The sequence below is a fragment of the Vibrio fortis genome (assembly GCF_024347475.1).
GTDB classification, from domain to species: domain Bacteria; phylum Pseudomonadota; class Gammaproteobacteria; order Enterobacterales; family Vibrionaceae; genus Vibrio; species Vibrio fortis.
Map to the genome: position 1 here is coordinate 84,207 of NZ_AP025489.1, position 23,200 is coordinate 107,406.

19 protein-coding genes are annotated in these 23,200 nt (G+C 43.6%); 15 read left to right on the forward strand and 4 right to left on the reverse strand.

Annotated elements, in window-relative coordinates:
- Positions 1-313 precede the first annotated feature (313 nt).
- From OCV50_RS22240 to OCV50_RS22255, 4 genes are all read left to right on the forward strand, one after another.
- Complete coding sequence (locus OCV50_RS22240) at positions 314-1,540, forward strand: dipeptidase (RefSeq protein ID WP_261905421.1); 1,227 nt, start codon at positions 314-316, stop codon at positions 1,538-1,540.
- Between the two features lie 229 nt (positions 1,541-1,769).
- On the forward strand, positions 1,770-2,621 hold the full coding sequence (locus OCV50_RS22245) for a helix-turn-helix transcriptional regulator (protein ID WP_261905422.1): 852 nt from the start codon (positions 1,770-1,772) through the stop codon (positions 2,619-2,621).
- A gap of 96 nt (positions 2,622-2,717) precedes the next feature.
- Complete coding sequence (locus OCV50_RS22250; protein ID WP_261905423.1) at positions 2,718-3,944, forward strand: dipeptidase; 1,227 nt, start codon at positions 2,718-2,720, stop codon at positions 3,942-3,944.
- Between the two features lie 226 nt (positions 3,945-4,170).
- Positions 4,171-5,502, forward strand: coding sequence for an MFS transporter (locus OCV50_RS22255; protein WP_261905424.1), 1,332 nt, complete (start codon positions 4,171-4,173; stop codon positions 5,500-5,502).
- Positions 5,503-5,507: 5 nt separating this feature from the next.
- Here OCV50_RS22255 and OCV50_RS22260 read toward each other — a convergent pair whose 3' ends face one another.
- Entirely contained in the window at positions 5,508-6,584 is a 1,077-nt protein-coding gene (locus OCV50_RS22260) for a LacI family DNA-binding transcriptional regulator (RefSeq protein WP_261905425.1), read from the reverse strand.
- A 258-nt stretch (positions 6,585-6,842) separates the two neighbouring features.
- Here OCV50_RS22260 and OCV50_RS22265 point away from each other — a divergent pair, with 258 nt between their 5' ends.
- The 4 genes from OCV50_RS22265 (at position 6,843) to OCV50_RS22280 (ending at position 13,965) form a co-directional block, all read left to right on the forward strand.
- Positions 6,843-8,945 (forward strand): alpha-galactosidase, encoded by a 2,103-nt coding sequence (locus OCV50_RS22265; protein ID WP_261905426.1) that lies wholly within the window; start codon positions 6,843-6,845, stop codon positions 8,943-8,945.
- Positions 8,946-9,058: 113 nt separating this feature from the next.
- Positions 9,059-10,831, forward strand: a complete 1,773-nt coding sequence (locus OCV50_RS22270) for a solute:sodium symporter family transporter (RefSeq protein WP_261905427.1) — start codon at positions 9,059-9,061, stop codon at positions 10,829-10,831.
- Positions 10,832-11,367: 536 nt separating this feature from the next.
- Entirely contained in the window at positions 11,368-13,077 is a 1,710-nt protein-coding gene (locus tag OCV50_RS22275) for an immunity 49 family protein (protein ID WP_261905428.1), read from the forward strand.
- Positions 13,078-13,449: 372 nt separating this feature from the next.
- Complete coding sequence (locus OCV50_RS22280; RefSeq protein WP_261905429.1) at positions 13,450-13,965, forward strand: hypothetical protein; 516 nt, start codon at positions 13,450-13,452, stop codon at positions 13,963-13,965.
- Between the two features lie 86 nt (positions 13,966-14,051).
- On the opposite strand, the gene OCV50_RS22285 is transcribed toward OCV50_RS22280, so the two are convergent.
- Entirely contained in the window at positions 14,052-14,975 is a 924-nt protein-coding gene (locus OCV50_RS22285) for a LysR family transcriptional regulator (RefSeq protein ID WP_261905430.1), read from the reverse strand.
- Between the two features lie 148 nt (positions 14,976-15,123).
- Here OCV50_RS22285 and OCV50_RS22290 point away from each other — a divergent pair, with 148 nt between their 5' ends.
- The 6 genes from OCV50_RS22290 to OCV50_RS22315 all read left to right on the forward strand — a co-directional run bounded on the left by OCV50_RS22290 (position 15,124) and on the right by OCV50_RS22315 (position 20,441).
- A complete protein-coding gene (locus tag OCV50_RS22290; protein ID WP_261905431.1) occupies positions 15,124-15,366 on the forward strand; it encodes a DUF2798 domain-containing protein in 243 nt (80 codons plus the stop codon).
- 53 nt (positions 15,367-15,419) lie between these two features.
- Positions 15,420-15,971 carry a carboxymuconolactone decarboxylase family protein gene (locus tag OCV50_RS22295; protein WP_261905432.1) on the forward strand — a complete coding sequence of 184 codons (552 nt, stop codon included), beginning with the start codon at positions 15,420-15,422 and terminating at the stop codon, positions 15,969-15,971.
- Between the two features lie 292 nt (positions 15,972-16,263).
- Entirely contained in the window at positions 16,264-17,061 is a 798-nt protein-coding gene (locus OCV50_RS22300) for a CLCA_X family protein (protein WP_261905433.1), read from the forward strand.
- A gap of 95 nt (positions 17,062-17,156) precedes the next feature.
- Positions 17,157-17,870 (forward strand): helix-turn-helix domain-containing protein, encoded by a 714-nt coding sequence (locus OCV50_RS22305; RefSeq protein ID WP_261905434.1) that lies wholly within the window; start codon positions 17,157-17,159, stop codon positions 17,868-17,870.
- 97 nt (positions 17,871-17,967) lie between these two features.
- Positions 17,968-18,900 (forward strand): DMT family transporter, encoded by a 933-nt coding sequence (locus tag OCV50_RS22310; protein WP_261905435.1) that lies wholly within the window; start codon positions 17,968-17,970, stop codon positions 18,898-18,900.
- A gap of 161 nt (positions 18,901-19,061) precedes the next feature.
- Positions 19,062-20,441, forward strand: a complete 1,380-nt coding sequence (locus OCV50_RS22315; RefSeq protein WP_261905436.1) for a nucleobase:cation symporter-2 family protein — start codon at positions 19,062-19,064, stop codon at positions 20,439-20,441.
- A 95-nt stretch (positions 20,442-20,536) separates the two neighbouring features.
- Here the strand turns inward: OCV50_RS22315 and OCV50_RS22320 are convergent, their stop codons facing one another.
- Positions 20,537-21,058 (reverse strand): flavodoxin domain-containing protein, encoded by a 522-nt coding sequence (locus OCV50_RS22320; protein WP_261905437.1) that lies wholly within the window; start codon positions 21,056-21,058, stop codon positions 20,537-20,539.
- A 140-nt stretch (positions 21,059-21,198) separates the two neighbouring features.
- Here OCV50_RS22320 and OCV50_RS22325 point away from each other — a divergent pair, with 140 nt between their 5' ends.
- Positions 21,199-22,182: an AraC family transcriptional regulator gene (locus tag OCV50_RS22325; protein ID WP_261905438.1), complete on the forward strand. Its 984-nt coding sequence runs from the start codon at positions 21,199-21,201 to the stop codon at positions 22,180-22,182.
- Between the two features lie 108 nt (positions 22,183-22,290).
- Here OCV50_RS22325 and OCV50_RS22330 read toward each other — a convergent pair whose 3' ends face one another.
- Positions 22,291-23,124 carry an NmrA family NAD(P)-binding protein gene (locus OCV50_RS22330; protein ID WP_239842869.1) on the reverse strand — a complete coding sequence of 278 codons (834 nt, stop codon included), beginning with the start codon at positions 23,122-23,124 and terminating at the stop codon, positions 22,291-22,293.
- Positions 23,125-23,200 lie beyond the last annotated feature (76 nt).

The following is a 23,200-nucleotide window of genomic DNA, read 5'->3' on the forward strand; positions in this document are numbered from 1 at the left end:
AAGTAACGCAGTAACGGACTGACACCAAGAGAAATTAACGCCTTTATCCGAATCCCCTCAATACTAAAGTTATTGCCTAACATATGACCTGCAGATAACACTAGAAAATCACATTAATTCTTATGCAGGTCGTATTATCACTTGAGATTTTCTACTGACTTTCAATTTTTCTGGCTCACATCTCAAAATTAACTGATTAACAAAGAGTTAGATATCACACGCTGTTCTATACTTATCACAAGCATCTAATTATTTAGATTCTAACACCCTAAGCAACATACTCAACATTACACATAATGGATAAAGGATTACCATGCGTAAATTACTACTTGCGACGACCATTGCCTCGCTCTCTACAGCGGCAACTGCGTCTATTGAAACCAAAGACTGGCATGAGTTTGCATCTAAAGACGCTCAAAAGTATGTCGCCGATAACATCGTGCTCGACTTTTACGCTTCACCAAGCGGTACAGGGTTTAGCAAAGATTCTGAAGTGGCGAACTATATTGATTTGGCTCATGAGCGTGGCATCACTGGCGCATCGGTGACTCTTGGCGCACCACATACACCTAACCTGCTTGCGTTTAAATCCGAGCATGGAAAGTGGACCAAAGCGTCTTCTTCAGCCAATACACCGATTCGTTACGTTAAGAGCGTCGATGATTTTCAAAAAGCGCATGACAATGGCGAGTACGCCATTATGTGGGCAAGCCAAACAACCATGCCTTTAGATGGCGACGCAGCCAATGTGGCAGTTATGGCTGAGTATGGCGTAAAAACGATGCAGCTTACGTACAATGAAACAGAACTGACTGGTTCTGGTGTTATTTCAATGATCAATGGCGATACCAGTGGTTTAACTGACTTTGGTAAAGAGGTGCTTGATGAAATGGTGAAACACGGTATTACCGTCGATTTGTCTCACACATCTCACTACACGACCAAGGGCATTACGGACTACATGCAGAAGCACCACAAAGGTGTGCCTGTTATCTACTCTCACTCTCCTATCGCCTCAACTTATGGTTGTGAACCACACGAAACCCTGACGGAAACAGAAAAGCGCATGGCGAAGAAGAACCTCAAAAAAGGTGATCCAGATTTTCGTCTAGCGGCTTGTTACCGACTACTTTCTGATGAACAAGCGAAAACGGTTGCTGATATGGGCGGTGTTATCGCGGTAACCGCAACGGAGTGGATGATGGATGGTGTTTGGCCTGAAGACATTACACCTAAGCAGTTTGCAGAGATGATTGATGGAGCAGTCAAAGTTGTCGGTATTGATCATGTCGGTATCGCAACCGATGATATGATGACAACAGCAAAAGTGGTTCCTTTCACCATCGCTAACCCAGACAAGTATGCAGACAACGGCTACATGGTTAGTGCTTTCAACAAAGGGGCGACGGGTTGTGCCGAGTTGTCAAAACACATCGCAGGCGTTGTCGATAGCTTATGGGCAATGGGGTACTCAAATGACGACCTAGCTAAGCTATTCGGTGGCAACCTATTGCGCGTTTATGAGCAAACTTGGAAATAGAGTCTAATCGCTCTTTTTCGTAACGAGACTTAACGCTCACAACCAAACCTTGTGAGCGTTTTTTGTATACCAATAATCATTTACATACAACCAGTGACAACAATCCACAATAATTGAGACAGGAGAGTGCGAGTTGATCCCTCTGATCCATAAATACGCGGTCATTACTTTTATTGAGTCTCTCAAAAGTGAAGTAAAAGACGTTTGGCCATTAATACAAAGCGCCAACATGCCTATTTATTTAGAGACCAGTTCCGCCCAATTTACGTCATTTTCAGCCTTCGCAAAGCTACTTGCAGAGGCGCATGATAAGTTACCCTCCTCTGTATTCATCTCACTATTGCAGCAGTCTGCAGAAAGGTTCATTGAACAAATTCAACCGACCAACAGCCCAAAAGCACCATTACTACAACACCTCGTAGAGCACATACCTGTCCATTCGATTACCTTAAATAAAAGCGTCAGTTTTTGCTCTGTAGAGCTTGAGTTACCACAACAAAACTCGTTTCCATTATTGGCTGAACTTTATTTGTTAGTCACCACTCACAGTTACTCTAAAAGGATAGATACCCATTTAGGTGCTCCGATTAAATACCACTTAAAGCACAGACATGCCTCTGACCTTAACCAACTCAGCATAGACAGTCGCACGCCTCAGTTCTTGGGTCAGCATTCGACGGCTCTTTTCTACGAGCAGGCCGCTACACTTGAATCAAATCACAATGACTATTATCCCGTGACTATTTACCGCAACGAGCGCACTTATTCAGAGCAGATCTCCGCAGTGCTTGAAGGCTACATTGGGCGAGAGAACCTCTCCATTGAACGACTGAGCCAAATCATTGAGGTCAATGAACGCACTATCCAACGATATTTAAAGACCGAGGGTTATACGTTTAGAAGAATCAAAGAGTCATTAAACATTGCTTTTGCAAAACGAGTCTTGGTTGAGCGCAACGCCTCAATTTCCGATGTGGCAGAGCACCTTGGCTATGCTGACACCTCTCAATTTATTCGAGCCTTTAGAAAATCTGAAAACACAACGCCACTGCAATGGCTTAAACAGACTCGACAACCCTAACAATTCAATGCGCTGTTTTACATTGTCGTAAATTGCACATTTTCCCAGTTTCAAATCGATATATTTGCACTCGTAAACTAATTCGAGGGCAAACAGATGAAAAAGCTACTTATCGCAACGTTAATCTCCGCAGCGACCTTTCATGCACACGCATCAATTGAGACCAAAGATTGGCACCAATTTGCATCCAAAGAAGCCAAGCAATACGTTGCTGACAATATTGTGCTCGATTTCTACGCCTCACCAAGCGGTACAGGGTTTAGCAAAGATTCTGAAGTAGCGAATTACATTGACTTGGCTCATGAGCGCGGAATTACTGGCGCATCAGTGACCCTTGGTGCACCACATACACCTAGTCTACTTGCTTTTAAATCCGAGCATGGAAAATGGACCAGAGCGTCTTCTTCCGCAAAAACACCAATTCGTTACGTTAAGAGTGTCGATGATTTTCAAAAAGCGCACGAAAACGGTGAATACGCGATTATGTGGGCAAGCCAAACCACCATGCCGTTAGAGGGCGACGCAGCAAACGTGGCAGTCATGGCTGAGTATGGCGTAAAAACAATGCAGCTAACCTACAACGAAACGGAACTGACAGGATCTGGTGTGATTTCAATGATCAACGGTGACACCAGTGGTTTGACTGAATTTGGTAAAGAGGTACTCGATGAGATGGTGAAACACGGCATTACCGTAGACCTTTCGCATACATCTCACTATACGACCAAAGACATTACGGACTACATGCAAGAGCATCACAAAGGTGTGCCTGTCATCTACTCACATTCGCCTATCGCCTCAACTTATGGATGTGGGCCGCACGAGACCTTAACGGAAACAGAAAAGCGCATGGCGAAAAAGAAACTAAAAAAAGGTGACCCCGATTTTCGTTTAGCGGCTTGCTACCGCCTGATTTCTGATGAGCAAGCAAAAACGGTTGCCGATATGGGTGGGGTTATCGCAGTGACCGCAACCGAGTGGATGATGGATGGTGTTTGGCCTGAAGATATTACGCCTAAACAGTTTGCAGAGATGATTGATGGCGCAGTAGAAATCGCGGGGATTGATCATGTGGGTATCGCAACCGATGATATGATGACAACAGCGAAAGTCGTACCTTTCACCATTGCCAACCCAGACAAGTATGCGGATAACGGCTACATGGTTAATGCTTTTAATAAAGGCTCTACCGGCTGTGCGGAGCTATCTAAACACATGGCAGGTGTCGTAGACAGTTTATGGGAAATGGGTTACACAAATGACGATTTAGCCAAGCTATTCGGCGGCAACCTAATGCGAGTTTATGAGCAAACATGGAAGTAATCTTTTTGCTAATGAGCTATTCGAATCAATAAAATACTTTGGGCGACTTAGGTTGCCCAAAAGTACTCTTTTCCACATAAAAAAGTCTCACCAAACACCCCATCACTTTCTACCTACTTTAATTCAAACAAAGAGTTGAGGAATTTTATCGACTTATCAATCCTTTGCTATCACACTAAGAAAGGTATTAATCAAATCACATAATAACGAAGGCGTAACCCGCTCTATGACGCTAAAAGAAATCCTTCAAATACGTAACGTTCGCTATTTCCTCATGTTTAGAAGTAGTTACTTTGCTCGGTTTTACTACCCAGTATTTACGTTGCTCTACTTGGATTACGGCTTAACACTGTCTCAATTTGCCATGCTTAACGTAGTTTGGGCGGCGACCATCGTACTGGCTGAAGTCCCATCGGGCGCTTTTGCGGACACTCTCGGTCGCAAGAAGTTGGTGGTACTTTCATCGATTGTAATGTTTATCGAAATCGCCATGATCGCCTTTGTGCCTACAGGTAATCCTAGCCTTGTGTTTGCCGTCTTTTTGATAAACCGAGTGTTAAGTGGGCTTGCAATGGCCCTTGCGAGTGGCGCCGATGAAGCTTTAGCTTACGACACCTTAAAAGAACAAGGTCATGAGGAATTGTGGCCTAGGGTGCTACAAATCCAACTGAGAATCGCTTCAACGGTCGGTATTTTTGTCACCCTAGTCGGCGCGGCAATGTACGACGTTAACTTCATGGGTAGTGTTTATCAGGTTCTTGGGTTCGATGCACCGCAGAACACCCAAGATATTATGCGTATCCCTGTTTACGCCACGCTTATCGTCGCCCTGATCGCAATCTATGCTGCCATTAGCATGGAAGAAGAAAGCAAGCCTACCCCACAAGGTAGCAACAAGTTAACCAGCACAGTCGAGAGTATGAAACTCACATTAAATACAGGGAAGTGGGTATTATCGACGCCATATGTGTTGTTCATCATGCTCTATTACAGCTTGTTTGAGCATACATCTCGCATGTTCCTGACCATGAACAGCCAATATTACACGGCCATCGATATTCCCATTATCTATTTTGGTTTGATTGGTGCAGGGGTCAGTCTGTTGAAAATCATTATGGCGGGTCAAAGTCGACGTTTAGCTGAGAGCATGGCACCTAGAGCGTTTATTTTAATCATGGGTGTGGCGAGTATGGCAACCTATTACTGGATCAGTTTAGGTTGGTCCATCTATGGTGTGATTCCCGCGTTGGTACTTATCTTCATCATCATGACAATGAATATATTTATCAGCTACCACTTAAACAAACAGACCGAGTCTAATAACCGAGCAACGGTTCTTAGTTTTAAGGGGCTCATGTTTAACGTGGGTTATGGCTCGATTGGTGTTCTCTACGCCTACTATTACAAGCTGCTATCTCAGAACTACACTGACGAAGAGGTTGAGCAACACTTAGACTTCATCGCTTCGCTCTCGTCGTTTTTCTATTACTTCACTTTCCTATTCATCGTCATTAGCGTCGCCTTCTATCTAAAAGACAGAAAGCGAGCCATTTTTTAGGTCGACTATTCAGGCAAGCGTAATTCGATCTGTTTCAATAGCTCTTGAATGCCTTTTTTGTCGTAGGTTTGATGTGTTTTGGGATGACTGCTTTTGCGTACAATCAGCTCTACTGGTATACGAGTTTGCTTGAATGGAATCGGCGTATTGGAGGTTTGCTTTTTCAAATCAACCGCTTGAATGACACACTGTTCGCCAATAGCCGTAAAGTCTTGTTTCACTGTCGTCAGAGGCGGATTGAAATATGCGCTGTCCGTGATGCCATCAAAACCAACAACGGCAACTTGATCAGGAACCTTGATATTAAACTCATCCAGTGCGCGTAATACGCCTAGCGCCATTTGATCACTGGCGACCACCACGGCATCAAAACTCATCTGCTTTCCGATCGCTTCACTGATCGCAAGGTAACCACTGTGGGCTTGCCAATCACCTCGATAGCAATCCACTGCTTTGGTTCCTGAGTCCGCAATTTCAGCTAACCATGATTGCAGACGGATATTTGCAGCGGTAGACGCCTCCGGTCCTGCAACCAATAGAAATTGGGTTCGTCCTGTGTCTACGAGATGCTTGATCACTTCAGAGGCACCGACAGCATGCTCCCCATGAACGAAGTGTACAGGGGTCCCATCTGGTACATCGATAAAAATCAGGTGTAGGCTTGGGAATTTTTCTGCCAACACAACGGCATCATCTTTACTCAACGGTACATTGAGAATAATACAATCAACTTGTTGCGCTATAAGCTCCCTCATCGCACCTTGAATGCTTGATAAACTGGGCTCAGACACGACCGAAAACGCCGTTCCAAAGTTCAACTCATGAGCTTTTCTTCTTACGCCATTGGCAATTAAAGCCGCTCCATGTAAAGCCATGTCTAGAGTCACTAGTCCAATATTGGTCGACTTTGCTCGGCTCAACATTTGTGCACCTTTATTAGGTACATAACCCAGCTGCTTGATCGCATTATTCACTTTGATGCGTGTCGATTCAGCAACACTCTCCGACCCATTTGTGACTCGAGATACAGTTTGCGTTGATACGCCCGCTAATTTGGCGACATCTTTGAAGGTTACATTCATCGTCTTTTCTTGTTCTCAAAATGGTCTTACGTCAACTCTAACAAATGGGTTTGATAAATAACGCTACACACCTCAAAAATGTTTGCGAAAACATTACTTTTTTGTTCCCGAAAACAGTCGATCCAGCCCAAACTTATTCAATCTCTAAGCCATCTGAGATCACACTTAAGCGCTATTTGAGTTCTAAAAGTCACGTATAAGAGCAATATATCTCTCAGATAAAATGTTCACGCAAACAAATAGCAGAGCGAGCAAGTAATGAGTGAGTTTGTCCATTTACAAAGCAAGAATCACAGTCTAATTATCAAAACAGAACGAGTACCAGAGATCCTTCACTGGGGAGCAAAAATAGCCCAGATAGATGAAGACTTGCTGCTTTCAACAGAGCGTCCTATTTCTCAAGCTCGTTTAGATGTCGATGTGCCATTATCATTGTGTCCAGAGTTAGGGAGCGGTCACTTCAATGCTCCCGGGATTGAAGGACATCGCGACGGCTACGATTGGGCGCCCGTATTCAAGCTGACATCGACACAACTTGAGGATAACCAAGTCACATTTGTGATGCTTGATGATGTTGCAAGCCTTGAGCTGACGGTCGAGCTTAAACTTGACTTCGATACCGATGTTGTTCAAAAACGAGTTAGTGTAAAAAACCTAGGCAATAGTAAATATTACCTTGGCAAACTCTCTTCAACTTTGCCTTTGCCAAACCACGCTAATGAGCTGATGACTTTCCACGGTCGTTGGTGCCACGAGTTCCAAACACAACGACAACGTTTCGAGCATGGCGGATTCATGCAAGAAAACCGTCGTGGTCGCACTTCTCATGAAAACTTCCCTGGCCTATTTGTAGGTACTAACGGATTCAGCGAGCAGCTTGGTCAAGTGTGGGGCTTCCACCTTGGCTGGAGTGGTAACCACCAAATGCGTGCAGATGTGCGCAGTGATGGCCGCCGCTTCGTGCAGGCTGGTGAGCTTTTGCTTGCTGGAGAGTCGATTCTTGAAGCTCAAGGCCAATATCAAACGCCATGGTTGTATGGGTGTTACAGCAATACTGGTCTCAACGGCATTTCTCAACGCTTCCAACAATTTGTTCGCGATAATATTGTTAAGTTCCCAGTAAGCAAGCCACGCCCTGTACATCTGAACACTTGGGAAGGTATCTATTTCGACCATAAACCTGAATACATCATGCAAATGGCCACAGAAGCGGCTGAAATGGGCGTCGAACGTTTCATCATTGATGATGGTTGGTTCATCGGTCGTGATGGCGAACGAGCAGCTTTGGGTGACTGGTATCTAGATGAAAAGAAATATCCTGATGGTCTAGAGCCGGTGATCAATCATGTAAATCAACAAGGAATGGAATTTGGTCTTTGGGTAGAACCTGAAATGGTAAGCCAAGATTCAAATCTGTATCGCAATCACCCTGATTGGGTTCTCGGTCTACAGGGCTATCACCAGCCTTCTGGCCGTTGGCAATACGTGCTCAATCTACAGAATGAAGATTGCTTCAACTATCTTTTTGAACGCCTAAATGATCTACTCACACGCTACAACATTACTTACTTGAAATGGGACATGAACCGCGAACTGGTTCAGCCCGGCCACCAAGGTCGCCCTGCAGTAAATGGCCAAACACAAGCGCTATATCGCCTTGTCGATGAGCTAAACAAAGCCCATCCAGAAGTAGAGATTGAATCTTGCTCTTCTGGCGGTGGCCGTATCGATTTTGAAATTCTTAAGCGTACCCAACGATTTTGGGCCTCTGATTGTAATGATGCTCTTGAGCGCCAAGCTATTCAAAAAGGCATGAGCTATTTCTTCCCGCCGGAAGTGATGGGTGCGCACATTGGCCCTTACGAGTGTCACTCAACCAATCGTCGCCACGGCATAAACATGCGCGGTGTTACCGCCTTGGGTGGTCATATGGGTGTTGAACTCGATCCAGTCAAAGAATCAAAAGAAGAGAAAGAAGCCTTCTCTCGCTATATCGCACTACACAAAGAGTATCGTCACCTACTTCATGGTGGCCGTAGTTTCCGTATTGATGCTGCAGACAAGAACCAAAACATTTACGGCGTCGAGAGTGACGATGAAATGTTGATTACTGTCTGCCAACTAGCGATGCCGGATCATGCCCTGCCCTCTCCACTGAGAATCAGTTGCGCCGATATCAACGCTAAGTATCAAGTGAAATTGGTTGAGATGCCTCAAACAAGTTTCCAACTGATGAAACAACGTCCGAAGTGGCTAGATAAAACGCTCACACTAAGTGGCGATAATCTGAAAGAGATCGGCGTGACATTGCCAATCCTCGACCCAGAGTCAGCACTGATCGTACACCTACAAAAAATCTAATTCGTCGTCAGTCAAAACAAAATATCGGGCAAAGGCTGTTGTGAAAATCATCATGACGCCTCTGCCTGACAGGATAACTACATCCAAAATTCCAATAATTTAAGGACAAAACTATGCCAATGACAATCCTACTGTCATTCTTTTTCTTCACTGGCTTGGTGGTATTTTACACCTGGTCACGTGTTAAGAATCAGAAAAATGACTCCAAAGATGGCTTCTTCCTCGGTGGTCGAAGCCTAACCGGTGGCCTTATCGCGAGCTCACTTATTCTAACTAACCTTTCCGCGACCAGTTTCGTTGGTATGAGTGCCCTATCATTTAAAGGCAACATGTCAGTGATGGGATATGAAGTTGCTTCAGGTATCACACTGATCATTATCGCGCTCTTTTTGGTGCCTCGTTACCTGAAACAAGGGATTACCACGATTCCTGATTTCTTAGAGTCTCGCTATGACTTATCAGTAAAGCAATTCGTAACCGTATTGTTCCTATTGAGTTACATCATCAACCTTCTACCAAACACGCTATACGCAGGTGCAATGGTTATCGGTGGTATTTTTGACATCGAAAGCATGCTCGGAATCAGCCGCTTCCAAGCGATTCTACTTATCGCATCAATTATCGGTTTCCTTGGTCTGTTCTACGCTATCTACGGTGGTCTGAAAGCGGTGGTAATCGCAGACACGTTAAACGGTGTGGGTTTGATTGTTGGTGGCTTGATGATCCCAGTCTTCGGCCTGATCGTTCTGGGTGACGGTAGTTTCATGGAAGGTATAGACGTTATTACAACCAACGCAACCGACAAATTACAGGCAGTCGGTGCAGAAGACGATCCTAACGTACCCTTCTCAACAATGTTCACTGGTCTGCTACTCGTTAACCTTTACTACTGGGGTACCGACCAAGCTATTATCCAACGTGCACTTGGTGCTAAGAACCTAAAAGAAGGTCAGAAGGGTGTTATCCTTGCGGGTGCAATTAAAGTTGTAACACCTCTGTTCCTAATTATCCCAGGCATCATTGCTTACCATATGTTTGGTACGGTAGATGCGACAGGTCAAAGCTACGAAGCAGATACGATGTACACGCGTTTAGTTAACGAAGTACTGCCTAAACCGCTTGTTGGTTTCTTCTTAGCGGCAATGTTCGGTGCAATCCTGTCAACCTTCAACGGTGTATTAAACTCATCAACGACGCTATTTACACTTAACGTCTACAAACCAATCTTTGATAAAGAGAACAAACTCTCTGATGAACAGTTAGTTAACAAAGGTCGTTCATTCGGTCTGTTCATTGCAATCCTATCTGTGGGCATTGCACCGTTCATCATGTTCGCACCGAATGGCCTGTTCGACTTGCTACAACGTTTAGCTGGCCTATTTAGTGTACCAATCTTCACTATCGTGTTTATGGGTTACATCACTAAGCGTGTACCAGCGATGGCGGCGAAAGTTTCATTGGCAGTATTTGTTGCGGCTTACGGTATTGTACAGTTCACACCAGCTTCAATGCACGATTACTTAGGTCCACTTAAGCCATTGGCTGAACTGCACTTCTTCCACCAGCTAGCAGTATTGTTCGTGTTATGTTGCGGCATTATGTTTGCAATCGGTAAAGTGCGTCCACGTGATACGGACTACGTGCTTCCAGTTAACGAAGCGATGGACATCAAGCCTTGGGAGTTCCGTTTTGAAGCCTCTGCTGTAATTCTATACATGGTGCTTGGCGCTTACATCACCTTCTCTGACTTAGGCTTAGTCGCAGGTGACACGTCATTCATGGTGACCTACGCACTTTGTGGCATCGTAATTCTAGGCGGCCTATTTGCCCGTATCAGAAAAAAGAAAGCTCAAACAGCGCAGCTTAATGCTCAGAACGCACAGTAACTAATTCAATCCCCAAAAGTGAAGCAGAGCCTATTATCGGCTCTGCTTTTTTGTGTATGCTCAAAAAACAAGCTCAGCGAGCGAGTTCAACTGTCGTTGGAGCATATGGTTTTTTGTTCCGAATAAAGTTTGACTGTATTTGATCGTTGTTAATGAGTATTGTGCGGACAAACCGAAATACCAATGTCCCTTTATTGGCTTCATAACAAGCTTGCGTCTGCGGACAAGTTAATTTCCCTTCCTAATAACTAATCTGACACCAAAAATCGTAAGTTATATAAATATCACTGTACTGCCATGGGCTCATGATAAAACTGATAATGTATGCCTTGTTAAAATTTCAAATTCTTCATTAGTGGTGTTTGATACATAGAGAAGACCAGTATTGATATTAGAAATGCTAGATATAGAAATAGAGTTAAAACAATAGTCTTTACCGTTGACGATAAAAATGGTTATATCTATCTGACGTCAGTGGTAATTAAACAAATAACATTGGGAAAAGAGGGGTTATTTTGCCCCTATTTGAAAAGAAAATGAATATACTTCTCACAGAAACTTCGGCTTTGTCAGTTGGCTGCAAGTTACTTAGTGAAAACACGTTGAATTGTGACTCATTAGCGTCCGATGAACGCTACCTTCTCTGCTCTTATATTGAGAACGCAAAAAATAACGGATTCTTCGGCTGGTACTTATTTGAAGATATCCATAGTTTTCGAGCTTGGTCATCGATCGCTGCTTATCTAATGTTTATTGATTCAAAGGATCAGCAGACAGATAGTATGCTCGAAGTGTTATGTTTTGCCTTACTTGGGAAAAATAAATATCTTATCGATCTCGTATTAAATTATGATTATCGATTTTTAGACGAATCTTTTCTTGTCAGTGTTTATGACAGAGGGGAGAGTTTTCACCTACACAAGTTCGCACTGTTGCAGCAGTGGGCGGCACTGCAAAATCACATCCAATTACTAGAAAAAAGCTATACAGAAGAGCGCTATAAAAATGTGATGACGGATAGCGTTATCAAAACTCCGTTTGATTTGAAAATGGAAATGGATTTCTACACAGCACTATTGGCTAAAGACCAAAAAGCAATGCAAACGGTGATCGATGCACTTGCTAAAATGCATAAAGCTAACCAATTAAGCTCAAATGCAAGCGAACGAGATCAATATTTGTTTTCTTTTACATCTTTTTTATTGAACACCGTTGCCATAAAAAACGGATTTGCGCTTGATGTGTCTGAAGATGTAGTTCCAAATGCTTGGTTAGATAATGTCAATTATGATATTCAACCGACGCCCTGGCGAATGATGATTGAGCTGCAAGAGTCGTACTCTTTCTTTGAACATTCCAATATTAATATTGACTATAGTTCGAGTAAAGAACCTAAGGTGTTAGAAAATGTCTGGACTGTATTGCGTTTATCACAACTGCTAAATCTCGACTCACAAAATTCAGACCTTACTTGGACTCACGTTCTTAAGAATAGAGATATTAATCCGTCTGTTATCAGCAGTTTTGCAGCCTCGCTTTACTCAATTGATAAGAATGTAGATATATTAAAGTTCGTAGCGGTAGGAGTTAAAAACCATTGGCGCAATAAGGTCACTGCCATGGCAATTTATGATAACTTGGCTTGGAGTGATGTAGTCTGTGGTCAAATTTGGTTACCTATTTTAGGAAGAAAAAAATCTATTATTCAATCAATTAGTACTTTCCCTAATGTTGATGAAGATTCTCTTTCTCACCAAGATCGAAAGTCGCACCAAACGTTCCTAGAGGACAGGTTAAAGATAGGTTCGAAAGTTCATCGCTTTTGGTTATTCCAATTAGCTTTAGCCAACGATGTTGATACGCTAAAGAGCCATGCTGAACAGGTATTGGAGTCAAACGTCACCAAAGAAGCAAAAACGGAAGCCGAGTTTTTTGTCAGTTTGTTAGATGGAAAAATAGTGGATATGACAGCATCAATTAACCAAATGCTAGTTGAGTACGAATCAGGCCGTAGAAGTAATAACTATTTCGGGATGTCTAACTTTATCGCTGTTGATGCACTAGTTTGCTCATTGGTCGCTAAACAAAATGGTTTTGTCATCGACATTCAATCCCCATATGTGCCTCAAGCGTTGCTGGAACAAGGGCAACCGAGTGATGTTAGTGGACTTATCACTTATAACAAAATCTTAGATGGGGTAAAAAATGCTATCAATGAATTGAAGGCTTCGTTTGATATTTGCTGACGCCTATTCGCTTAATCTATAGCAAGTTACCTATGGTGAACGTGAATACTCGATAAACTGTTGCAATTAGGCTGGACACTAAATTAAGGCTACTCTTTCCAACTTTACTGTCGAAGATAATGGCGCTGAACATCGTGCTTTTATCGTTGGTGGCCATAGCATAAATGACAACGATAAGAATACAACCTGCTAAATGGTAAATTGGCAAAGCCACTGACAAGTTTCTGCACTAAAACGAACTAGGAAGTAGATCCATATATAACTCAAGCTTTCATATTTGCAAGGATATCAAACGAAGTTGTCTATTTTTGAGCTTTAGAGTATTTCGTAGAATAGCGCCATCAACTTGCTAATACATAATGAAGGTTTGCTATGAGCACATCACAACTAATTCTTGAGTTATCTCTTATCGGCACGATGCTACTCGTTACGGGTATTTTTTTGGTTCGTAGCTATGACAAAACCGACAGCGTAGGAACAAAAGTTCAAAAGATCCTAACCGGTCTTCTTGGTGCTTTTATGGTGATGGCGGGAACGGTAAAATTCTTTGACCCGTTTACGACTATGTTCGCAAAACAAATCGCACTGAGTGAACTGCCTTTCCCGACTCTGTCTCGTTGGGCGGGTCAATTAGGTGAGATTTTTGCAGGTTTACTGCTACTGATGGTGATGATTGGTAATAAGGCGCTCGCAGCACCGATTAAAGATAAAGCGATGCAATTATCAACACTATTAACGACCGCAATTATGATTGTCGCAGTGTATGTTCACCTATTGCCAAGTGTACCGGCAGAAGTGCTACCGCTTCAGTCTAAACCACCGGTAATGACACTGATTATTCTTGGGTTGGCTTGGTTAAATGCATTCTTATATTTTCGCAAAAAGTAATCGTTAAAGTCATAAAATAAACGCCAGATTAGTTCGTCTAGTCTGGCGCATTTCATTTATAAATAGGCATTTCATAAATACAATAACTACGAATCTCGCTCTGAATTAATCGAAGCCAAAAATTCCGCCGATTGCCCAAACCGTTCAAAAATCATGTCCCTAAAGGCGACCACTCTGGTTGCTATCAATTTTCTGTCTGCCCACACCAAGAATGCCTTACCCGTTGGGCATTCAACCTCTGGTAATACCTCTACTAACTCATTTCTTGCTGCATGCTTTTCAAAGGCTGCTCTTGGCATCATGCAGATCCCAGCTCCTGTTATTGTCGCATCAATATTTAAACGCAGACTACTTATTGAGTAACGAGGCTGATAGGGAATACGGATCGCCTTGCCATCTTCTTTGAGCTCCCAATATGGCATGTTGTTACCTGAGAGTAGCTGATGATTAATCAACTCTTCAGCTCGTTCTGGCTGACCATATTTTTCGATATAGCTTGGTGAGGCCGATAGCATTAATGGTGATTCAAACAACTGACGCTGTATTAAATGATTGGCATGAGGTGGTGTCGTCACAATCGCAAGGTCAATCTGCTCATCAAAGAAGCGCTCAGTGCCTGCACTAAATTGAATGGTTACCGACACTTCTGGGTGAGTCTGCATAAACTCGATCGCCATCTTTTGCAGGAAGTTGTCCGCAAATGGCTCAGGACAAGAGACTCGGATTTCACCCGTTAATACTGGCTGACTATTCGAAAGCTGTTTCCACTCATCATTCAACTGCATAAAGAGAGCAGCGAAGCGTTGGTAGTATTCGTCACCTGCGTTGGTGAGTTGGAACTGTTTTGCATTACGGTGTACCAGCTTTTCACCCAGTTTATCCTCAAGACTTGCCACCGCCCTTGACAACGTTGGGGCTGAAACGTGTGTTTTAAGACTCGCTGCTGCAAAGCCACCGCACTCGACAGATTGGCAAAACAGATAGAGATTGGAGATGTCTTTTGCTTTCATAATTGATCGCTCTTTAGGATTGCATTCTGAGTTAATCATTCAAATATGAAAGATTCAAGTTCAATGTTGTCTATTTTTGATCAAGAAGTTCAGGGCTAATATAACCCCATCAGTTAGCCAATCGAAGTTAGGCATAAGAGAGTCAATCATGAAAAAGTTTTCACGTAAGTTCCAGTACCCACTAATGGTTTCTATGGTTTTACCTACTATGCTTCTTAGCATGCCAGCCATCATGGTAGCTAAAACACTGCCAGAGAACGGCGTATTTTTTGATGCATGGTTAAACGCAGTTTCACAAATGGTGCCATCTACACTGTTAGTACTCGCCCTTGTTGCACCAACGGTACGTCTATTCGTAACCAAAGTGCTGCTAGAGCCAGAGATAAAATAAGTAAACGTTAATAAGTCCGTAAAGTTAATAAGTTAGATAATAGGAAAGAGAAAATGAGCGAATTTAAACTACACACTGTTGAATCAGCACCTGAGAAAAGCAAAGCAATCCTTGAAGGCGCACAAAAGCAAATGGGGATGGTACCAGGTCTTTACGCGGTCATGGCTGAGTCTCCTCAAATCCTAACGGCTTACACGCAACTGCATCAGCAATTCACCAACACATCGTTTGATGCTGAAGAGCTAACAGTAGTATGGCAAACCATCAACGTTGAACACGAGTGTCACTACTGCGTCCCTGCACATACTGGGATCGCGCACTCAATGAAGGTTGATCCTGCATTGACTGAAGCACTGCGTAACGATGAAGCAATGCCAACTGAAAAGCTTCAAGCACTGAAAGACTTCACTCTTGCTGTAGTGCGTGAGCGTGGCAATGTATCAGAAGTAGATCTAGCGGCATTTTTTGAAGCGGGTTATGGCCAGCAGCAGGTTCTAGAAGTGATACTTGGTCTATCGCAGAAAGTGATCAGTAACTATGTAAACCACGTTGCTCACACACCAGTAGACAAAGTATTTGAGAAGTTTGCTTGGTCTAAAAAATAGTCCCACGAGCAAGATGTTATAGAGCGAACGAGTATGTTCGCTTTTTTTTCACAAAACTTCATGTTTAGATGTCTGTTAACAACAGTACAACGAGGGAACATATGGAGTGCAAGAAAAAGACAGGCAATGACGTATAAAGTGGATGAACTTTAGAGATTCGAGGTCATCCAAATGAGTTGTGGCACTCAATGTTTCAGCGAGATTCATACCCCACCACACCTCCATCAATTGATGTACAATACACGTGCTTGAAATATCAGATCCAATAACTCCCCATCGCACAAGGTGAATCTTGCGTTTAACTAGCTTCAAATACAAAACTCGTAAAGGCCCGGACTATCGTCATGGGGAGCAAGTGTCGTTTATCGACATACGAGATACCTTTGGCATTGGTAGCATTCGTGTTGGTAAATGGGTCAACCAAGAAGAGAAAGACCTAGCCGCCAATCTGATCTTCGATTCATTTGCTGATCTTGCTTATATACTGGCGCTACCGCCAAAAGCCATTGGGTTACGAGGTAGTTTAAATCTGGCTTTTGGTAGCGGTGGACAAAAAGGTGTTCAGGCCCATTACGCACCAAATCAAAGAGAACTCGCGCTCGCGAAAAATGCCGGAGCTGGCGCTTTAGCGCATGAGTTTTGGCATGCTTTTGACCACTATATTGCAGAAAAAGCGTTTGACATCGGCGACCGATCAGGGCCACAAAAACGAACAATCTTTGCGAGCGACTGTTGGTTAAAAAACGCTAGGCACTTTCCACACCCGTTGAATGACAGATTACTGAAGATCTTTGACGCGACGTTGCTCACTGATGATCAACAAGACAGACACGACTATGTGTCACGAAGTGTTTTAGCTGACAAAGCGATGGGAAGTCATTATTTCTCTCTTCCTACAGAGATGATGGCGAGAGCCTTTGAGTCGGTTGTCGAATCGTGTTCTGGAATTGAAAATAGCTACTTAGTGTCCGGGACGACCAAACCTGAACACATCAAGACTTACCCAGACGTAGAACATCGGATGAAGATTCATAAAGCACTACAAGCCTACTTTAAACCTCTGGGGGAAGCCTTGAGTAGCTTGCAATAAAAGACTTAACTGTCGTATAACGAAATGGAACGCTTTCTATATCAACTAAGTGCTATCACCTGATTCAATCTGCTGTCAAATGGATGGATATCGCAATGCAGCCCACTCTCAGTATCAGAGCCTACACTAAGAAGCTAAACAGTCATTCACATGATGACTACCACCAGCTTGTACTGCCTGTTCAAGGCAACATCAACATTCAGATGGATAACTTCTCTGGAAAAGTGACTGTGGGTGAGTGTGTTGTGATTCCTGCAGGTACTACCCATGGTTTTCAAGCCGATGAAGCCGCTCGATTTATTGTTGCTGACTTGCCAGCACTTCCAGACCATCTTCTCGAGAGTGATGTGCACGTGTTTTCTACCACAACGCCACTACTGAGCTTTATCTACTTTGTAGAAAAACAGTTACAACATCAAGTAGATAAAGCGATAGAGTCTTCGATTCTCGATGTCTTTACTATGCTACTCACCCAGCAACCGATAACTTCAAAAATTGACCCTCGGATACGTGCTGCACAGAGTGAGATTTTTGACAATTTAGCGAACCCTCTTTCAATTGCCGAGTTATCGAAAGTGGCTTGTCTTAGTCCGACTCAATTTAAAGTGCTTTTTAAAACTAACCTTGGTATGAGCGTCCAACAATACGTTACTCACCATAGAATGGAAAAAGCCAAAGCGCTTCTTACCCATACTGATTTACCCGTTCAAATTATCGCTGAAAGAGTTGGCTACAACGATCTTTCTGCTTTTAGCCGACGCTTCTCTCTTCATTTCGGCCTACCCCCACGCCAGTTCACACGCAATTAAAAGCGTCTTTTCAAAATACAATTTCGTCTTTTCAGCAAAGTACGACCTTTATTCATCGCTTATCCTTTCAACATCAAATGGATGTTCGGATTAAGAAATGATTACAGCACGCTTTCAGTTAGCCCCCCATCAGCATGGGTCTATTTTTATATTACTGGCTTCGATCCTCTGGGGAACAACAGGTGCAGCGGCTACCTTGGTTCCGGAGGTGAGCCCATTGGCTATTGGTGCTTTCTCTATGGGCGTAGGTGGTGTGATACAGGCCTTGTTAGCAAATACGGCCTTGAAAAAAGATGCTTCGTTACTAAAGCGCCACAGAAAAGACGTAGTGATTGGCGCGCTTACATTAATGATCTATCCAATGGCTTTTTATACTTCAATGAGAATGGCTGGTATTGCGACTGGCACCGTGGTCTCTATAGCCTCCGCCCCACTGTTCACTCTTCTTTTCGAGTGTCTATTTAGCACAAATAAGAATGCAAATATTCGTAAACTTTTTAGCTTAGTCCTAGGAATTATTGGCATTGTTCTTCTCGTCAATGCTGAGACCACTCACAGTCACTCTGAACCGCAGCTTAAACTTTGGGGAATCTTACTAGGACTCGTCGCAGGCTTGAGTTACGCCACCTATTCCATAATGGCGAAAGAGCTTATTAATAAGGGGGTTCAATCACAGGCCGCTATGGGTGCCATCTTTGGGCTGGGAGCATGTTTACTTCTACCCACCCTGCTGGCATCAGGAGACAACCTATTTGCATCTCAAACCAATAGCCTGGTGCTCATATATATGGCTGTGATTCCAATGGGCGTTGGCTACATCATGTTTGGGGTGGGATTAAGACACATCAATGCGAGCACAGCCAATATCCTAACGCTTTTCGAGCCTGTTGTTGCTGCAGTCATCGCTGTCTTAATACTCGAAGAGCACATTCCTGCTATGGGGTGGTTTGGAATTGCTTTAATCATGGTTTGCTTGTTTTTTCAGTCAACACATAACGAGCAATCCGAAAATAAGCTGATCGATCCCTAACGATTGCACCAACACTGAACAAGGCTGGCAACTTTTAGTGCAACACAATCATGGTTTTATATCTGACTCCCCAATAAATGGGCACTTCATCATTGGTACGTATATTGCTCACTATGTAGATTAAGGATTGTATACAATAATAAATACATTAAGGAAATCACATGGAACAACGTAACAGTGAATTGATCTACGGACTGGATGATCGCCCATCAGTCAAAGCCGCAAGTTATGCGGCGCTTCAACATGTTCTGGCTAGCTTTGTTGGCATTATCACACCCACTCTTATCATTGGTGGTGTACTTGGCTTAGGGGAACATATCCCCTATCTAATCAGTATGGCCTTGATGGTTTCTGGTGTTGGTACCTTTATTCAGGCGAAGCGAGTTGGCCCTGTTGGAGCAGGGATGATCTGTGTACAAGGCACCAGTTTCGCCTTCTTAGGCTCTGTCTTGGGCGCTGGCTTTCTCGTTAAAGCCAATGGTGGCGGTCCAGATGAAATGTTAGCGACTATTTTTGGCGTCTGCTTTTTTGGTGCCTTCATTGAAATTCTGCTTTCTCGCTTTATCGATAAGCTAAAAGTCGTCATCACGCCGGTCGTGACTGGTATTGTTATTACCACCATAGGTATCTCTTTAATTAAGGTTGGAGTCACCGATATCGCAGGTGGGTTCGGTGCTGAAGACTTCGGGGCTCCAAGTAACCTCATGCTTGGCGCGATCGTTCTTGGAATCATCGTCGCTTTAAACCTTAGTCAGAACATCATGGTAAGGCTGTCGTCGATCTTGATAGGTTTAAGCATTGGGTGGGCAATAGCGATTACCATGGGTAAAGCATCTATGCCTGACTTCGCTTCGCAGCCGTTGTTGAGTATTCCTGTACCGTTCAAATACGGCTTTGCTTTCGACTGGCAAGCGTTCTTACCAATTGCGTTCATTTACTTAATTACGGCTATCGAGTCGACAGGTGATTTGACGGCAAACAGTATGTTCTCAGGCCAACCTATCCAAGGACCTAAATACATCAAACGTCTTAAGGCTGGCGTACTAGGTGATGGCGTTAACTCACTCATTGCTGCCGTATTCAACACCTTCCCAAATACTACGTTCAGCCAGAATAACGGTGTGATTCACTTTACCGGTATCGCGAGTCGATACATCGGTTACTTTATCGCGGGCATTCTGTTCTTATTGGGGATGTTTCCAGTGTTGGGAGCAGTATTAATGACCATTCCAAAACCAGTATTGGGTGGCGCGACTCTAGTTATGTTCGGTACTGTCGCTGCGGCAGGTATTAAGATCATTGCTAATGAGGAGTTAGACCGCCGCCGTATTATGACTATCGCCATCTCTTTTGGCTTAGGTCTTGGCGTTATGCTCGTGCCAGATTTGCTAAAAGAAGCGCCTAAATTAGTTCAAAGTATCTTCGGCTCTCCGGTTACTATGTCGGGTATCGCTGCGTTAATCATTACTGGGTTAATGGCGTTCATCCCTGAAAAAATCAATAAACCTTTACCAAGCAATACGCAAGCGAGTGAAGCTTAGTCCAAGCATCAATAGTGATATGAACATACTTCGGTTAGTTGACCAGGCCCAGCTAACCGAAGTATTTCAACAATCGAGATGTCACCTAACTTCAATCATACAACCTTCGAAACTTGGCGAGCCCAACGCCGAATCATATCCCAATTACGATAATCTCCATCCTCTACCCCTTTGACTATTGCAATTAACTTAAGTGGGTATCGGTAATACCAAGGCATCAGCTTTGGTTGCAATGTACCTGAAAAACCAGCAACCATGATGGGCTCAACGTTGGGATTCATCTTAATCAATGTGTGATCGTAAACCTGTGGCGAATTGAATGAATTCGATGGCTGTTTTGCGAGCGCCAAACAGGTATAGAAATATGCCACAGATGTCGATGACAGTTCATTTTGATACGTTCGGACATAATCTCGGACTTCAATTAGCCATCTGTCATAGCGGATTGGAGCGCCAATAATAACCGCTTCATCTGCATAGGGGGCTCTTGCACTCTCGACGGGCAACACTTCCGTTGTCATACCCAGTTCTTGTAACTCCTGAGCGATGGCATATGCAATTTCTGCTGTCGAACCAAAACCCGAACCGTACACAATCAATACTCTTTTTCTAGCCATGTAAACCTCCCATATTTTGCGAAAAATACAGCCCAAACAAACTACCGCATGAGCAATGCTTGTTGAGTTTGTTTATTACATCTAATTAAGCGATGATTTGATTGACAGGAAATCGTCGAAGATTTGCAGGAAATACATTTATGGAAGACAAAGCCAGGCTAGCATTATCAAAGTTTGATACGAAGAAACGGAAGAAGAATGGTGCTAGCTCTCCCTTAAGTGAACTGAAAATGAGTAGCGTGTTTTACACTCACTCAACGATGAAGCAACCGTGGGGCATCAAAATGCCATCCATTCCATCGAGCACCATGTTCCACTTAGTCCTTGAAGGCGAAGCGATTGTCATTGTCGATGGAACACAGATTAAGCTGAATGCCGGCGATTTTATTTTGCTTCCACGCGGGACTGGACATGACATCGTCGATATAAATAAGTCAGCTGCCACCGATTTATTTGAGAATGACATAGAAGAGATTACAGAGCACTATGAGCGGCTAACCACCAAAGGGACTGGCGACACGACAACAACTCTATGTGGCACGGTTTTGTTTGAAAACGAGGTCACGACTTCGGTCATTACATCTATGCCTGAATTCGTATTAATTGACTCACAATCACAGGCCCACGACACGATTAAGAGTGTCGTTCAAGCCATACACAGAGAAACGAAAAATGAAGAGTATGGCTCGGAATTGGTGGTATCTAAATTGGCCGACGTGCTGATTCTACAGTGTATTCGAACCTGGATAGACCAAGTATCTGACGATAATCAAGGTTGGATAATGGCGCATACCGACAAACGCTTATCTCGCGCAATGAAGAGAATCCACAGCGACAGTGCTGCCAATATCGATATTGAAACACTGGCTGATATTTCAGGGATGTCTCGTACCAGCTTCATTGAGTACTTCAAGAGAACTGTAGGGGAAACGCCCAAGAAATACATAACCGATTGGCGACTATCTCTCGCCAGAGAAAAGCTGCTACATGGTAAGGCTCATATTCTTAATATCGCTCTCGACATCGGCTATCAATCTGAGGCCGCATTCAGCCGAGCCTATAAAAACAAATATGGTGAATCTCCATCGACCACTAAAAAGAATAGCCTAACCCCAAAATCTTAGGCATTTACGAAAACAGCCCGAATAAGCATTCAGGCTGTTGTTTCACTTTTTACTCCCGCTCAAAGCAGCTAAATCTAATAAACGACAATTAAGTCCAATGGCCGACAGCTAATCCCAGTAACCGGCGGCGATCGTTTTAGATACATAGTCTGCGAACTTAGTCGGCTTACGTCCCGTCGCTTCTTCAACGCCATGAGTAAGATTTGAATTACGTCCATCGAAAACTACGGTGAACAACTCATTCAGCAACCATTGATAATCTTCTGGTAAGTTTTGGCTCTCTAGAATACCTAAATACGCTTCGATGCTCACAGAGGTAAACTTGATCTCCTTCCCGAGCTGTTTTGAAATCTCATCAACACAATCTTGAAACGTCATCAACTCCGGGCCTGTCACTTCATAGAGGCGATTGCGCTTACTTGGATCAACCAATGCCGCCACCGCAACTTCTGCAATATCATCAGTGTCAATAAATGGCTCTGGGGTATCGCCTGCGGGTAACACAAGTTCGCCTTCTAAAATACCCTGAGCCATAAAGCTCTCGCTAAAGTTTTGCGCGAACCACGAGGCTCTAACAATGTTCCAATCTAAACCACTATCGATAAGTATTCGCTCTGCTTTTTCTGCGCCCTCTTCGCCACGGCCAGACAGCAATACGATGTGCTCTACACCTTGCGCTTTAGCAACCTCCACGAATGCGCTGATGTCTCCCTCAGCGTTAGGCACTGCCAAGTCAGGTTGATAGGTAACATAAGCTGAGCGTGCACCGGCTAAAGCAGTAGGCCATGAGCTTCGCGCTCCCCAATCAAAATACGTAGCAGCACTACGAGAAACTTGGCGCGTTTCAATACCAAGTTCACACAGTAGCTTGTTAACTCGAACACCCGTTTTGGCATTTTTGCCGATAATCACAATGGGTCTTACTGAATTGATGTCTGACATGATCGTTCTCCTACTGATATCACTTAATGCTTAATTGCTGCACTATGATGACTTAGGAGAACCGTGGTTGATTGAT